Source organism: Aeromonas sp. CU5, assembly GCF_002586745.1.
In the GTDB taxonomy this organism is placed as follows: Bacteria; Pseudomonadota; Gammaproteobacteria; order Enterobacterales; family Aeromonadaceae; genus Aeromonas; species Aeromonas sobria.
The window spans coordinates 1,274,248-1,288,831 of sequence record NZ_CP023817.1; the positions used below are offsets into that span (position 1 = coordinate 1,274,248).

Below are 14,584 nucleotides of genomic sequence, written 5' to 3' on the forward strand. Positions count from 1 at the left end.
GCCGAGTGGGACGCAGGCTGTTAACGTCCGGACAGGCGTTTATTTTGAGATAGCACAGGAAGTCTATGAATTCGTTGCGTTTGGAACCCATTTCTCGTGTGGCCGGTGAGGTCAATCTGCCAGGCTCCAAGAGTGTCTCTAACCGTGCGCTGCTGCTGGCGGCGCTGGCCCGTGGCACCACCCGTCTGACCAACCTGCTCGACAGCGATGACATTCGTCATATGCTGGCTGCGCTGACCCAGCTTGGGGTCAAGTACAAGCTCTCCGCCGACAAGACCGAGTGCACCGTGCACGGTCTGGGTCGCAGTTTTGCGGTGAAAGAGCCGGTCAATCTGTTCCTCGGCAACGCCGGTACCGCCATGCGTCCGCTCTGCGCCGCGCTGTGCCTCGGCTCCGGTGAATATACCCTGGGTGGCGAGCCGCGCATGGAAGAGCGTCCCATCGGCCATCTGGTGGATGCCCTGCGTGAAGCGGGTGCCCATATCCAGTACCTGAAAAAAGATGGCTATCCGCCGCTGGTGGTGGATGCCAAGGGGCTGTGGGGCGGCGATGTGCACGTCGATGGCTCTGTCTCCAGCCAGTTCCTGACCGCATTTTTGATGGCGGCGCCGATGGCGGCCGGTGATACCCGGATCCACATCAAGGGGGAGCTGGTCTCCAAGCCCTACATCGACATCACCCTGCACATCATGAAGCAGTTCGGGGTGGTCATCGAGCACGACAACTACAAGCTGTTCTACATCAAGGGCAACCAGACTTACATCAGCCCGGGTGATTTTCTGGTGGAAGGGGATGCCTCCAGCGCCTCCTACTTCCTCGCGGCGGGTGCCATCAAGGGCAAGGTGCGGGTCACCGGTATCGGCAAGCACAGCATTCAGGGTGATATCCACTTCGCCGACGTGCTGGAGAAGATGGGCGCGCGCATCACCTGGGGCGATGACTTCATCGAGGCGGAGCAGGCACCGCTGCACGGAGTGGATATGGACATGAACCATATTCCCGATGCGGCCATGACCATCGCCGTTGCCGCGCTGTTTGCCGAGGGGCCGACCTCCATTCGCAATATCTACAACTGGCGGGTGAAGGAGACCGATCGTCTGCACGCCATGGCGACCGAACTGCGCAAGTTGGGTGTTGAGGTAGATGAGGGGCGGGACTTCATTACCGTGACCCCGCCGACCCAGCTCAAGCACGCCGAGATCGATACCTACAACGATCACCGTATCGCTATGTGCTTCTCGCTGGTAGCGCTGTCGGATACCCCGGTCACCATCAATGATCCCAAGTGCACCTCGAAGACCTTCCCGGATTACTTCGACAAGCTGGCCAGTATCAGCCAGCGTGGCTGATCACTGACAAACCCGTCATCCTCGACTCTTCTGGCCCGCGCTGAGCGGGCCTTTTTACCTTCCCCACCCGTATCGCCACCTCGCTTAGCATCATTTCAATAACTTGCAAGATTGCCACGCAAAATAGTTTTGCTATTGCTGTAATTTCCTATTTACACATGCCCTGTCGCGGGCTATGTTGAGATTTCTTAATCGCAGTCATCTAGCAGGAAGCCTTGTCATGCAGCATCAAACCGACGACGTTCGTATCAGTGAAATCAAAGAGTTATTACCCCCGGTTGCGGTGCTTGAGAAGTTTCCGGCTACCGAGACCGCATCAAATACGGTCTTTGAATCCCGTCAGGCCATTCATCGGATCCTGACCGGTGAAGATGAGCGTCTGCTGGTGGTGATTGGCCCTTGCTCCATCCACGATCCGGTGGCCGCGCTGGAGTACGGCAAGCGCCTCAAGGCGTTGCGCGACGAGCTGAAAGGTCAGCTGGAGATCGTGATGCGGGTCTACTTCGAAAAACCGCGCACCACAGTGGGCTGGAAGGGGCTGATCAACGACCCGTACCTCGACAACAGCTGCAAGATCAACGACGGTCTGCGTATTGGCCGCAAGCTGCTGCTGGATCTCAACGACATGGGGCTGCCGACCGCCTCCGAGTTCCTCGACATGATCACCCCGCAATATGTGGCGGATCTGATGAGCTGGGGCGCTATCGGTGCCCGTACCACCGAATCCCAGGTACACCGCGAGCTGGCCTCCGGTCTCTCTTGTCCAGTGGGGTTCAAGAACGGCACTGACGGCACCATCAAGGTCGCCATCGATGCCATTGGTGCCGCCAGTGCGCCGCACCACTTCTTGTCGGTCACCAAATATGGTCACTCCGCCATTGTGGCGACCCGCGGCAACCCGGATTGTCACATCATCCTGCGCGGTGGCCGTGAGCCGAACTACAGCGCGGCCCATGTCAGCGAGGTGGTGAAGGGGCTGGAGAAGGCCGGTCTGCCGCAAAAGGTGATGATCGACTTTAGCCACGCCAACAGCAGCAAGCAGTTCAAGAACCAGATGGCGGTGGCGGAAGACGTAGCCGATCAGCTGCGTGCCGGTAGCAAGGCGGTGTTTGGCGTGATGGTGGAGAGCCATCTGGTGGAAGGTCGTCAGGATCTGGTGGAAGGGTGTGAACTCACCGTCGGCCAGAGCATCACCGATGCCTGTATCGGCTGGGCCGACACCGAAGTGCTGCTGCGCAATTTGGCAGATGGTGTCGCCACCCGCAATGTCGTTTAACTGAGTCACAGGCTTCTTGCGTCATCGGAAGCCTTGTAGAACAGCTGCCATGCTGGCAACATGCTGTTTACACAAACTCATCGGATCAGTTCGCATATGGATTTGCAACGCTTCAAAGCCAATCTGGCGCTTCGGCTATTTGCCTGGCGCTACATTCCCGTCATCGGATTTTGCGCCCCGGTCATCGAACAGATGAACGCCAAAGCGCTGCGCATTCGCATTCCCCTTGGTTGGCGTACCCGCAACCACCTTGGCAGCATGTACTTTGGTGCGCTGGCGACCGGCGCCGATCTGGTGGGCGGCCTGCTGGTGATGGAAAAGGGGCGGCAGCGGCGCAAGAAGGTGCACTTCGCCTTCAAGGATGTGCAGGGGGAATTTCTGAAGCGTCCGGAAGGGGATGTGCAGTTTGACTGCGCAGCGGGGGAGGAGATCGATGCCATGATCGACGAGTCGCTGGCGACCGGTCAGCGCATCAACCGCCCCATCCAGGTGGTGGCCACCTGTCCGTCATTGAACGGGGATGAGGCGATGGCGCGCTTTGTACTGACCTTGTCGATCAAGGCCAGCTAGCGAGTTGTCAGAGGCAGACCCCTGACTCGGGGCGTTAGCCAATCTCCGGGCTGATGCCCTCTTTGACCACCACTTTCATGCCGTTGAAGTTGACTACTTGCTCCGCCACGATTTTGCAGCGTTTGCGGGTTTCGATTTGGCCGTCTACTTCTACCAGACCTTCGGCGATCAGCGCCTTGGATGCGCCACCACAGTCGGCCCAACCCTGATGTTTGATAAGGTCACACAAGGCAACGAAGGGGTGGCCTTCGAGCAAAAACGTCTCCATGGAAAATCCTCTAGATGGATAAATGCCGATTACAGCAGGGCGGCTATTTTAGGCAGTTAAGTGAGGCAATGAAAGGAAAGGCCGGTATGTCAGGCGAAAAAGTGCCAGATAGTGCTGATCCTTGTGCCAATCCGCCAAAAATCGCGGGATACCGCCGTTGGCGGCCGTGACGTATCGTGACGCACCTCGTCCCCGCTGGTGTGCCCACACTCTCCCCTGACTGTTAGGATCGGGTCACTCTCAATGGCCCAAGGAACTTCCCATGACATTTTCACGACAGCAACTGGCACGCCTGCTACTGGCGTGCTGCGCCCTTACCCTGTGTGGTGTCGCGCAGGCCAGTACACCGGTGCAGATTTCGCTGCCCGGGGTCAATTTGCCCGCCTCCCATCAGGTAGAGGGGGCACGCGCCTCGCTGCTCTATGGCCGCACCGGTCAGGTGAAGGGCATTGATCTGCCGATCTTCGCGCTGTCTGATGTGGATCAGTTCAGCGGTCTGCAACTCGGGATCTTCCTCGGCGCTGGGCGGGTACGCCACCAGTTTAACGGGGTCGCCATCAACGCCATCAACTGGCACGAAGGGCAGGATACCGGCGTTAATCTGGGGCTGGTCAACCTGACCAACAACGTGCATGGCCTCAACTGGGGTGCGGTCAACATCGCCAAGGGCAACGCGCTGGCCAACGTCGGTCTGATCAACTATGCCGAGCGCACCACCTTCCAGATTGGCTTTATCAATGCCACCCAGCATCTCGATGGGTTGCAGATCGGGCTCGCCAACTACGCCGCCAACGGTGTTTTCCCCATTCTGCCGCTGGTGAACTTCCAGAAATCGTTCTGACAAGGCGGTTCGCTTTGCGTTAAGGGCGTCTGCTGATTACCCTGTGCCCCTTGCAACGTGTGACAGGCAAAATGAGGTAATTGATGACGGCAGGGCAGATGAGTGCAATCGGGATCGGCTGGGATGTGCGTGGCTGGCAGGGCAGCGCCCAGGCGGTGGCCGTGGTGGGCTGGCAGGCTGATTCAAACAGCCTGCACTGGCTCGGGGTGTCGCCACTGTTTCGCCTGAGCTCGCGGGTGGCGCCAGATCTGGCGGCCCTGCTGCGTCCGGCCCTGCAAAATGAGGCCGCGTTGGCGCAGGTCGAGGCCTGCCCGCAACTGGCGCTCGGCATCGATGCGCCGCTCGCCTTTCCCCGCGCTTTGCGCGATCTGCTCAACGGCCAGCCACATAGCTGCGCCGCCCCCGAGCGGGAGATAGACAACCCCTACGCCTATCGCGACTGCGAACGCTGGCTTTATCAGCAGTACGGCAAGAAGCCCCTCTCGGCCACCTTCGACCGGCTCGGCAACAACGCCACCCTGGCGCTCTCCATGCTGCCGCAGTTCTCGGATCTGCAACTGGTGCCCAAGGTGCAGGAGCAGGCCAGCCGCGCCGTGCTGGAGGTCTATCCGGCACTGGCCAAAGTCGGCGGCAAGGCATCTCCGGCACGCCCCGAGCTGGCTGCCTTGCTGCCCGATGATCTGGTGGTTGGCACCGATCGCTACGATGCGGCGCTCTGCGCCCTGATGGCGCTGCAATATGCTGCTGGTGGCAAGGTGGCTGCGTTGCCCGCACTGGTGCAACCGCCAAGTGACATGCCTCGTGACGAGGGGTGGGTCTATCACTTTGCCCGCTAGTATGGTGTTAAGCGCAATGAGATATGACGGACGGGGGCACGGCGCATCATGGCGCCGCTCACTGTTCCGAACTTGGCTAAATGGCGCAAAAACCTGTCTTTAGTCAGGAAATTGCCTGTTCATCCCGCGCCAAGGTGGCGCATCGTTATCTTCATCCGATATATTGCCCACCTTGCTGATCCTTTGTTGTGGTATTCCCGATGAAATCCGTTCTCTCTATTCAGTCCCACGTGGTCTTTGGCTGTGCCGGTAACAGTGCGGCCGTCTTCCCCATGCGCCGCCTTGGTATGGATGTATGGCCCATCAACACGGTGCAGTTTTCCAACCATACCCAATATGCCCAGGGGTGGCAGGGGATGGCGATGCCAGCTGGCCATATCAGCGCGTTGGTTGAGGGATTGGGCAATATCGAGGTGCTCGGTGGCTGTGACGCCGTGCTGAGCGGATACCTTGGCTCCGCCGAGCAGGGGGACGAGATCCTGACCGTGGTCAAGGCCGTCAAGGCCGCCAACCCCGATGCCATCTATTTTTGTGACCCCGTGATGGGCCATCCGGAGAAGGGGTGTATCGTTGCCCCCGGCGTCACCCGATTCCTGACCGAGCAGGCATTGCCGGTAGCCGACATGATGGCCCCCAACCTGCTGGAGCTGGAGACCCTCTGCGATACCCATCTGGCGGATCTGGCCCAGACCCGCACCGCCGCCCATCAGCTGCTGGCCCGCGGCGTCAAGCTGGTGCTGGTCAAACATCTCGGCCGTGCGGCGCAGGACTCCAGCCGCTTCGAGATGCTGCTGGCGACCCCGCAAGGGGATTACCTGATTGCCCGTCCGCTCTACGACTTTGCCCGCCAGCCGGTGGGGGTTGGCGATCTCATCAGCGCCCTGATGCTGGCCAATTTGCTGGCTGGCCACGATGCGGTCAGCGCATTCGAGCGCACCAACGCCTCGGTGGATGCGGTGCTGCAAGAGACCTGGCGCCAGCAGGCTTACGAGCTGCAGCTGATCGCCGCGCAAGACGCCTTTGCCCTGCCAGAGGTTCAGGCGCGGGCCATCAAGCTGCCGTGAGGCAGATAGATCCCGTTGCCGCGTCATAGCAATAAGCAGGGCCGCTCACCAGAGCGGCCCTGCTGTTTTCGATTGGGAGATAGGTGACCTTCAGCGCTGTTTGTAGAAGATGACGGTCGCAGCAAGCTCGCCATCGGCGCCGAGCGCAAAGCCCGGGATTTGGCCCGCTTCCTGATAGCCGAGCTGGCGATAGAGGTGGGAAGCTACGTCACCGGTACGGGTATCCAGCACCAGCAAGGAGCGGCCAGCCTCACGGGCGCCTTGTTCCATCGCCTGCATCAGCGCACGGCCAACGCCGTTGCCTCTCGCCGTTTGCAGCACCATCAGTTTTTCCACTTCGCCCCGGTGGCGGCCGTTGGCCTTGCCGCAGAGCGCGAGCTGAACGGCCCCCACGATCTGTTGCTGCCCAAGGGCAAGCCACACTTTTCGGCTGCCTGCCGCCAGATCCGCTTCCACCCCTTGCCAGTAGCGTGCACTTTCCTCAATAGACAGCGGCGGTAAAAAACCGACCGAGGCGCCGCTATCGACACAATCTTGCAGTAGGGCGATGAGTCCGCTCTGGTAGGGCTCTGTACTGTCAACGTCAACAATTTCCATCTGACCTCCTTGTCGTTATGTTTTGGACCGGGTGCAAACGTGCGGGAAGCTGCTGTTTGCTTAATGGGTCTCTGATTGCGCTGCCCGCCAGTGGTTGGCGTGAGAGCTATGTATCAACGGATCAACCCCTGCTCAACCAGCCAGGCAAACAGCAGGCGGGAGACGGGGGAGAGCTCATCAAGATGAGTGCTGTCGAGCCAGCGCAGCTCGGCGATCTCGGCTGAGGCGACCGGGGTGCCGCTGGCTTTGCCGGTGTAGCAGCGTAGTCGCACTTCGAGCCCTGCAGGTTTGCCATCGGCCTGGGCGCTGAATTCGCAGGCAAAGCGCAGGGTATCGGGTTGCAGGGTGACGGCCAGCTCCTCCTCAATCTCGCGGATAAGGGCCGCCTCATCACTTTCGCCCGGTTCGCGCTTGCCGCCGGGAATGTAGTAGATCGCCTTGCCGTGGGAGCGGGCGCAGAGCAGTTGCTGATCTTTAAAGGTGAGCCAAGCGAGTTTGTCGATCATCCGTTTTCTCTCCGATGGTGTTGCCGTGATGAGCCGGGGCGCAGTCAAGCGCGCCGCAGTTTTGCATGCTGGCAGCCTAACAAAGATGAAGTTGAGTCCCAAGGGGAAAGAGGGGAAAGGCTGGAAACAGTGCGCAAGTGCAGGCGCCTCGTTCCTAAAAAAGCGGACTGGCGCACACCACAGCAGGCCCGGACTGGGCGAAGGTGGGGGCCTTGTGGTTTAATCTTGCCACTTTAGCGGTAGTGGGCGATGGGCCTGCTACCTTGCGTGGGCAAGATGCAGGTGAGCAAGATGCAGATAGCAGCAGAGAGCAAGTTTATCGGACTCGGGGTAGCGGGCAATTTCGCCGGTCATCTGGAGCAGGCGGGCGAAGCGTCAGATTTCGTGGCGGTGGTGGTGCGTGATACCACGGCGCCCAAGGCACTGTTCCCCTTCTTCGTGCCGGGCCACCCGGGCCAGCTTGGGGTGTTCCCCTTAAGCGACAAGGCAGTGTTCCTGCCGGAAGCGGCGGTCAGTGGTGACGAGAAGGTGCAGATTGAGCCGGAAGTGGCCCTCTGGTGTGAGCTGGAGTATGCGGGCAAGCAGGTGGTGGCGATCCATCCCCGTGCCTTTGGCGCCTACAACGACTGCTCCATCCGCCGTCCCAACGCCAAGAAGATCAGCGAGAAGAAGAACTGGGGCGAAGAGAGCAAGGGGCTGGCGGCCAAGCTGCTGCCGCTCTCCGGTTTTGCCGCCGGTTGCGAACTCGATGACTATCGCATCGCCTGCTATCTGGAGCGGGATGGTGAGCTGCACGCCTATGGGGTAGACAGCGCCGCCATCGATTACAGCTACTTCCACGGTCAGTTGCTCGACTGGGCCATCGACAAGTTCAACCATCAACAGGATGAAGGTCCGGCGGAGCACATTCAGGGGCTGCTGGCGCAGGCGGGACACCCTCCCCACGCGCTGATCAGTATCGGTGCCACCCGCTATACCCCGTTTGGCGAGAGCCACTTCCTCAAACCGGGCGACACGGCCTGCGTGGTGGTCTACCCGGGCAGCCGTTATAGCGAAGTGGATATCTGCGAGGCGATCCGCACCCGCAGCTTTGGCGCCGACGTTTCAGTATTACTGCAGGCGGTGCAGGCTCGCTAATCACCTTTGCCAGCGGGGAGGTGTCTCTTCCCGCTGGTTATCATATCGAGTCATTTAATGAAGATTGTTCCTGTATCCCGAGCCGATTATCCGGCGCTGATCAAGCTGTGGGAGGCCTCGGTGCGGGCAACCCACCACTTCCTGCCCGAGGCCGAGATCCTGGCCCTCAAACCCCTTATTCTCGAACACTATTTCGATGCGGTGACACTGCACTGTGCCCGCACAGAAGAGGGGAGCATTGCTGGCTTTAGCGGATCGCACGAGGGCAAGCTGGAGATGCTGTTTGTCGCCCCCGAGGCGCGCGGCGGCGGTGTGGGTCGTCTGCTGGTGGAACATGCCATCGATCAGGGTGGCGTGACGCAGGTTGACGTCAACGAGCAGAACGAACAGGCGGTGGGCTTCTATCTAAAGATGGGGTTCACCGTGACGGGCCGCTCAGCGCTGGATGGTCAGGGCAAGCCCTATCCGCTGCTGCATATGGCGTTGGCGATGTGCTAGTCGCTCCTGATGAGGCGTTGTACCCATAAACGAACGGGGGATGGCGTCTGCCATCCCCCGTTTTTTGATCCCGCCTGTTACTTGCTGGCGACCTTGCTCACCACCTTGATCAGCTGATAGCGCAGGGACGAGGCATCGGCTGGCACATCGGTGAGCTGCTCCGTGCTGACGCTGAGCTGGTACTGGTAGCCCGGCTCGAACTGGAAGCCCTCAATCTGCTCATAGAAGAAGGTCCAGGGTTGCTGTTCGTCACTGCGCACCTGCATGCACTGCATCGGGCCAACCCCGACGCAATCGACCAGCTGGCTGTTGATATAGAGGGTCTCCCCCTGTGACGGTGCGGGTGCGCTCTGGCAGGCGGTCAGCAGCAAGGCGGCGCTGATAAACAGTGGTTTCATGATGGACTCCTTCAACGCGAAAGGGGGCATTAGAGCGGCAAACAAAAAGGCGGTCAATGACCGCCTTTGTAACAAATTATGTTGATTCAGCCTGTTAGCGCTGCTCGAGCGGAACGAATTCCCGCTGTGGCTGGCCGATATAGAGCTGACGTGGACGACCGATCTTCTGATCCGGATCCGAGTGCATTTCGTTCCAGTGGGCAATCCAGCCAATGGTCCGAGAGATGGCGAAGATCACGGTGAACATGCTCATCGGGATACCGATCGCCTTCATGATGATGCCGGAGTAGAAGTCGACGTTCGGGTAGAGCTTCTTCTCGACGAAGTAGGGGTCGGAGAGCGCAATGCGCTCCAGTTCCATGGCGACATCCAGCAGCGGATCTTTGATCTGCAATTCGGTCAGCACTTCGTGACATGTTTGACGCATCACCTGGGCACGGGGGTCGTGGTTCTTGTAGACCCGGTGACCGAAGCCCATCAGACGGAACGGATCGTTCTTGTCTTTGGCTTTAGCGATGAACTCGGGAATGCGATCCACCGAGCCGATCTCTTCCAGCATGCGCAGGCAGGCTTCGTTGGCGCCGCCGTGAGCCGGGCCCCACAGGGAGGCGATCCCCGCAGCAATACAGGCAAACGGGTTGGCACCGGAAGAGCCAGCCAGACGGACGGTGGAGGTGGAGGCATTCTGCTCGTGATCAGCATGGAGGGTAAAAATACGATCCATGGCCCGTTCGACGGTGGGGTTGACCTTGTACTCTTCGGTCGGCACGCCAAACATCATGTGCAGGAAGTTGCCCGCATAGGAGAGGGCGTTACGTGGCTGCATAAACGGCTGGCCGATGGAGTACTTGTAACACATGGCGGCCAGGGTCGGCATCTTGGAGAGCAGACGGAAGGCGCAGATCTCGCGGTGCTGCTCGTTGTTGATATCGAGGGCATCGTGATAGAAGGCGGAGAGGGCGCTGACCACACCGCACATGATGGCCATGGGGTGGGAGTCACGACGAAAACCGCGGAAGAAGAAGGCGATCTGCTCGTGCACCATGGTGTGACGGGTCACCAGTCGGTGGAACTCGGCATATTGCGCCTTGGTCGGTGCTTCGCCATAGAGCAGGATGTAGCAGACTTCGAGGTAGCTCGATTGCATCGCCAGTTGGGCGATGGGGAAACCACGGTGCAGCAAGACACCCTGATCTCCGTCGATGTAGGTAATAGCGGATTTGCAAGAACCGGTGGCCATAAAACCGGGGTCGAAGGTGAAATACCCTTGAGCGCCTAATTTTCTGACATCGATGACATCCGGTCCGATCGTACCAGAGAGGATAGGCAGTTCGACCGGATCTTTTCCGGGTAGGTGTAGGGTGGCTATTTTATCAGCCATAGCACGTCTCCTTTGCTCTTTATAATTTGGTTCCAGTCCTACTCTATTACGACTTTCATGACGCTGGCAAAGGTTGTTACCCATACCGAGGCGGCTGGAGCGCCTTATTTGAAACAGAGTTCCTTATCAATGTCAATTTTGCTGGGACCCCATTAATGACATTAATGAAATGTTAAATTAAATATGCGATCCAGTTTGCGGTTTTGTGTTTTCTTTGTAGCTGTTTGATTGTCTTCGGTTAAAGCCGCCGATATACTGCGCCACGTGGGTCATGGCTGTGGGCGTTTGAAACGCGTTGGCAAAGCCTGATGTGAAACCGAAAACTGGATTTTTGGCTTTTTCAGCGTGTTTTGGTAACAAATAACCAACAATCACCATCCCGTGCCCTCAAGTGTGAGTTAAAACAATAACTAACGTGCTCAATGGAGCTGAGTGGGCAAGCGTGAAAAACAAACAGAGACCGGTCAACCTCGACCTACAGACGATCAGCTTTCCTGTCACTGCCATTGCATCCATCTTGCACCGTGTTTCAGGGGTTATCACCTTTGTCGCACTGGGCATCTTGCTGTGGATGCTTGGTACTTCACTCGCCTCTCCCGAAGGGTTTGCCACCGTAGTTGCCATCATGGACAACTTCCTGGTCAAACTCGTGCTGTGGGGGATCCTGACTGCGCTGGCATACCACATTGTGGGCGGCTTGCGTCATCTGGTCATGGATATGGGCTATTGGGAAGAGCTGGAATCCGGTAATCAGAGTGCCCGTGTGGCCTTTGTGATCACCGCGATCCTGGCGGTATTGGCGGGAGTGCTTGTATGGTAACCAATTCTGCAACCTTCGGGCGCAGCGGCGTTCACGATTACATCCTGATCCGCGCCACCGCCCTCATCATGACCTGTTACGTGCTCTATCTGGTGGGATTTGTCGCGTTCAACGACATCACCTACGAGGTGTGGGCAGGCTTCTTCGCCAAAACATTCACCAAAGTATTCACCCTGTTGACCCTGCTCTGCGTACTGATCCACGCCTGGATTGGTCTGTGGCAGGTGCTGACTGACTATATCAAGCCGGTAGGGTTGCGTGGGGCGCTGCAATTTGCCCTGGTCGTGGTGCTGTTTGTCTATCTGATGACGGGTTTCGTCGTGCTGTGGGGTGTGTAAGGTGACTATTCCAACTCGTGAATTTGATGCTGTGGTGATTGGTGCCGGTGGTGCCGGTATGCGCGCCGCGCTCTCGATTGCCCAGTCCGGCAAGAGCTGCGCTCTGTTGTCCAAGGTCTTTCCAACCCGTTCCCACACGGTTTCCGCTCAGGGCGGGATCACGGTTGCGCTGGGCAATGCCCACGACGACAACTGGCAGTGGCACATGTATGACACCGTCAAAGGCTCCGACTATATCGGTGACCAGGAGGCCATCGAGTACATGTGCAAGACGGGCCCCGAGGCCATCTACGAGCTGGAGAACATGGGCCTGCCCTTCTCCCGCTTTGAAAACGGTTCTGTCTACCAGCGTCCGTTTGGTGGTCAGTCCAAGAATTTTGGTGGTGAGCAGGCTGCTCGCACCGCGGCGGCCGCTGACCGTACCGGTCACGCCCTGCTGCACACCCTTTATCAGCAGAACGTCAAGAGCAAGACCACTGTCTTCTCCGAGTGGTATGCGCTGGATCTGGTGAAGAACCAGGACGGTCACATCGTTGGCTGTACCGCCATCGATATGGAGAGCGGCGAAGTGGTCTACTTCAAGGCCAAGGCGACCGTGCTGGCCACTGGCGGTGCCGGTCGTATCTACCAGTCCACCACCAATGCCCACATCAACACCGGCGACGGTGTCGGCATGGCGTTGCGCGCCGGGGTAGGGGTGCAGGACATGGAGTTCTGGCAGTTCCACCCGACCGGCATCGCCGGGGCAGGGGTATTGGTGACCGAAGGGTGCCGTGGTGAAGGCGGTTATCTGCTTAACAAAGATGGCGAGCGCTTCATGGAGCGTTACGCCCCCAACGCCAAGGATCTGGCCGGTCGCGACGTGGTGGCCCGCTCCATCATGATCGAGATCCGCGAAGGCCGTGGTTGTGACGGCCCCTGGGGCCCGCACATCAAGCTCAAGCTGGATCACCTCGGCAAAGAGGTGCTGGAATCCCGTCTGCCGGGTATCTGCGAGCTGTCGCGCACCTTCGCCCACGTGGATCCGGTCAAAGAACCTATTCCGATCATCCCGACCTGCCACTACATGATGGGCGGCGTGCCGACCAACGTGAATGGCCAGTGTCTGGCACAAGACAAAGATGGCAATGACGTACCTGTGGTCGGCCTGTTTGCGGTGGGCGAGATTGCCTGCGTTTCTGTGCACGGCGCCAACCGCCTGGGTGGTAACTCCTTGCTGGATCTGGTGGTGTTCGGTCGTGCCGCTGGCATGTATCTGGTCAACACCCTGGGCGAGATGGAGCACGGCCGCGAAGCGTCAGAGTCCGACATCGACGCCGCTATGGCCCGCTTCAACCGCTGGGAAAATTGCCGTGACGGCGAAGACCCGGTGCAGATCCGCAAGGACCTGCAGACCTGCATGCAGAATAACTTCTCGGTGTTCCGTGAAGGTGATGCCATGGCAGAAGGGCTGGCCGAGCTGAAACTCATTCGCGAGCGCCTCAAGCGTGCCCGGCTGGATGACACCTCCAAGGAGTTCAACACCCAGCGCATCGAGTGCCTGGAGCTGGACAACCTGATGGAGACGGCGTTTGCCACCGCGGTGGCGGCCAACTTCCGTACCGAGAGTCGCGGTGCGCATAGCCGCTTTGACTTCCCGGATCGGGACGACGAGAGCTGGTTGTGCCACAGCCTCTATCATCCGGACTCCGAGTCCATGACCCGTCGCGCGGTCAACATGTCTCCGAAAACCCGTGAAGCGTTCCCACCCAAGGTGCGGACTTACTGATTACGGAGACAAGCACAATGAAGGTCACATGCCCGGTATGTCGCGACATCTGCCGGTCTGTGAACAGAGGGGAGGAACACCCCTCCCTCTTATCCAACGTGCGGTATTACTGATTGCGGAGCCAAGCCCTATGAACGTCACATTCTCTGTCTACAGATACAATCCGGATGTTGATAACGTCCCCCATATGAAGGAATATCGTCTTGATATTCCTGAAGGTTCCGACATGATGGTGCTCGATGCACTGATCCAGTTGAAAGAGCTGGACCCCACCCTTTCCTTCCGCCGCTCTTGCCGCGAAGGGGTCTGTGGATCTGACGGTCTCAACATGAATGGCAAGAACGGTCTTGCCTGTATCACCCCGCTCTCTGATCTGCTGAAGAAGGGCAATAACGTGGTGCTGCGTCCCTTGCCCGGGCTGCCGGTGATCCGCGATCTGGTGATCGACATGACCCAGTTCTACACCCAGTGGGAGAAGGTCAAACCCTTCCTCATCAACGATGACAAGTTGCCGCCGGTGCATGAGCACCTGCAATCCCCCGAAGAGCGCGCCAAGCTTGACGGCCTGTACGAGTGCATTCTCTGTGCCTGCTGCTCCACTTCGTGCCCCTCCTTCTGGTGGAACCCTGACAAGTTCATCGGTCCGGCCGGGCTGCTCGCAGCCTACCGTTGGCTGGCAGACAGCCGCGACACCGCGACCACCGAGCGATTGGGTAATCTGGACGACGCCTTTAGCGTGTTCCGCTGCCACGGCATCATGAACTGCGTGAACGTCTGTCCGAAAGGCTTGAACCCGACCAAGGCGATTGGCCAGATCAAGTCGATGTTGCTCAATCGGGCCGTTTAGTTTTTGGGCTAGCCCAACGTCTGGAGAGCCATCCCACCCGTGGCAGGATGGCTTTTTGAACCCTACAAGCTGCGCAGCAGTAACAAGATG

Annotated in this window: 18 protein-coding genes; 12 read left to right on the plus strand and 6 right to left on the minus strand. The window is 58.9% G+C overall.

The annotated features are described in order from the left end of the window. The first annotated feature begins 65 nt into the window (after window positions 1-65). The 3 genes from aroA to CK911_RS05725 all read left to right on the plus strand — a co-directional run bounded on the left by aroA (window position 66) and on the right by CK911_RS05725 (window position 3,195). A complete protein-coding gene (aroA, locus tag CK911_RS05715; protein ID WP_042023927.1) occupies window positions 66-1,349 on the plus strand; it encodes a 3-phosphoshikimate 1-carboxyvinyltransferase in 1,284 nt (427 codons plus the stop codon). Between the two features lie 220 nt (window positions 1,350-1,569). Beyond that, window positions 1,570-2,625: a 3-deoxy-7-phosphoheptulonate synthase AroG gene (aroG, locus tag CK911_RS05720; RefSeq protein WP_098969284.1), complete on the plus strand. Its 1,056-nt coding sequence runs from the start codon at window positions 1,570-1,572 to the stop codon at window positions 2,623-2,625. A gap of 96 nt (window positions 2,626-2,721) precedes the next feature. Then, on the plus strand, window positions 2,722-3,195 hold the full coding sequence (locus tag CK911_RS05725) for a DUF4442 domain-containing protein (RefSeq protein ID WP_172953969.1): 474 nt from the start codon (window positions 2,722-2,724) through the stop codon (window positions 3,193-3,195). Between the two features lie 34 nt (window positions 3,196-3,229). On the opposite strand, the gene ybcJ is transcribed toward CK911_RS05725, so the two are convergent. Next, complete coding sequence (gene ybcJ / locus CK911_RS05730; protein ID WP_042023921.1) at window positions 3,230-3,463, minus strand: ribosome-associated protein YbcJ; 234 nt, start codon at window positions 3,461-3,463, stop codon at window positions 3,230-3,232. 262 nt (window positions 3,464-3,725) lie between these two features. Between ybcJ and CK911_RS05735 the strand changes: the two genes are divergently transcribed. The 3 genes from CK911_RS05735 to pdxY all read left to right on the plus strand — a co-directional run bounded on the left by CK911_RS05735 (window position 3,726) and on the right by pdxY (window position 6,204). Further along, complete coding sequence (locus CK911_RS05735; protein ID WP_098969286.1) at window positions 3,726-4,304, plus strand: phaC PHA synthase; 579 nt, start codon at window positions 3,726-3,728, stop codon at window positions 4,302-4,304. An 83-nt stretch (window positions 4,305-4,387) separates the two neighbouring features. Further along, complete coding sequence (locus CK911_RS05740) at window positions 4,388-5,140, plus strand: DUF429 domain-containing protein (protein WP_098969287.1); 753 nt, start codon at window positions 4,388-4,390, stop codon at window positions 5,138-5,140. 200 nt (window positions 5,141-5,340) lie between these two features. Continuing rightward, complete coding sequence (gene pdxY / locus CK911_RS05745; RefSeq protein WP_098969288.1) at window positions 5,341-6,204, plus strand: pyridoxal kinase PdxY; 864 nt, start codon at window positions 5,341-5,343, stop codon at window positions 6,202-6,204. A gap of 90 nt (window positions 6,205-6,294) precedes the next feature. Here pdxY and CK911_RS05750 read toward each other — a convergent pair whose 3' ends face one another. After that, window positions 6,295-6,801 (minus strand): GNAT family N-acetyltransferase, encoded by a 507-nt coding sequence (locus CK911_RS05750; RefSeq protein WP_098969289.1) that lies wholly within the window; start codon window positions 6,799-6,801, stop codon window positions 6,295-6,297. A 113-nt stretch (window positions 6,802-6,914) separates the two neighbouring features. Further along, window positions 6,915-7,307, minus strand: coding sequence for an NUDIX domain-containing protein (locus CK911_RS05755; RefSeq protein WP_098969290.1), 393 nt, complete (start codon window positions 7,305-7,307; stop codon window positions 6,915-6,917). A 291-nt stretch (window positions 7,308-7,598) separates the two neighbouring features. Here CK911_RS05755 and CK911_RS05765 point away from each other — a divergent pair, with 291 nt between their 5' ends. Beyond that, entirely contained in the window at window positions 7,599-8,444 is an 846-nt protein-coding gene (locus tag CK911_RS05765) for a DUF5718 family protein (RefSeq protein ID WP_098972475.1), read from the plus strand. Window positions 8,445-8,501: 57 nt separating this feature from the next. Beyond that, a complete protein-coding gene (locus tag CK911_RS05770) occupies window positions 8,502-8,942 on the plus strand; it encodes an acetyltransferase (RefSeq protein ID WP_098969292.1) in 441 nt (146 codons plus the stop codon). 77 nt (window positions 8,943-9,019) lie between these two features. Here CK911_RS05770 and CK911_RS05775 read toward each other — a convergent pair whose 3' ends face one another. The 3 genes from CK911_RS05775 to CK911_RS21120 all read right to left on the minus strand — a co-directional run bounded on the left by CK911_RS05775 (window position 9,020) and on the right by CK911_RS21120 (window position 11,099). Continuing rightward, complete coding sequence (locus tag CK911_RS05775) at window positions 9,020-9,340, minus strand: DUF4377 domain-containing protein (RefSeq protein WP_098969293.1); 321 nt, start codon at window positions 9,338-9,340, stop codon at window positions 9,020-9,022. A gap of 94 nt (window positions 9,341-9,434) precedes the next feature. Continuing rightward, entirely contained in the window at window positions 9,435-10,721 is a 1,287-nt protein-coding gene (locus tag CK911_RS05780; protein ID WP_068978418.1) for a citrate synthase, read from the minus strand. Window positions 10,722-10,898: 177 nt separating this feature from the next. Next, window positions 10,899-11,099: a hypothetical protein gene (locus CK911_RS21120; RefSeq protein ID WP_139244989.1), complete on the minus strand. Its 201-nt coding sequence runs from the start codon at window positions 11,097-11,099 to the stop codon at window positions 10,899-10,901. Between the two features lie 64 nt (window positions 11,100-11,163). Between CK911_RS21120 and sdhC the strand changes: the two genes are divergently transcribed. From sdhC to CK911_RS05800, 4 genes are all read left to right on the plus strand, one after another. Continuing rightward, on the plus strand, window positions 11,164-11,541 hold the full coding sequence (sdhC, locus tag CK911_RS05785) for a succinate dehydrogenase cytochrome b556 subunit (RefSeq protein WP_021231296.1): 378 nt from the start codon (window positions 11,164-11,166) through the stop codon (window positions 11,539-11,541). Beyond that, on the plus strand, window positions 11,535-11,879 hold the full coding sequence (gene sdhD, locus CK911_RS05790; protein ID WP_005333558.1) for a succinate dehydrogenase, hydrophobic membrane anchor protein: 345 nt from the start codon (window positions 11,535-11,537) through the stop codon (window positions 11,877-11,879). The genes sdhC and sdhD overlap by 7 nt, the downstream gene beginning before the upstream one ends. A 1-nt stretch (window position 11,880) precedes the next feature. Continuing rightward, the gene (sdhA, locus tag CK911_RS05795) at window positions 11,881-13,647 is read left to right on the plus strand and encodes a succinate dehydrogenase flavoprotein subunit (protein ID WP_042023903.1); all 1,767 of its coding nucleotides are present in this window, start codon (window positions 11,881-11,883) and stop codon (window positions 13,645-13,647) included. Window positions 13,648-13,777: 130 nt separating this feature from the next. Then, window positions 13,778-14,494, plus strand: a complete 717-nt coding sequence (locus CK911_RS05800; protein ID WP_098969294.1) for a succinate dehydrogenase iron-sulfur subunit — start codon at window positions 13,778-13,780, stop codon at window positions 14,492-14,494. The last annotated feature ends 90 nt before the right edge of the window (window positions 14,495-14,584 follow it).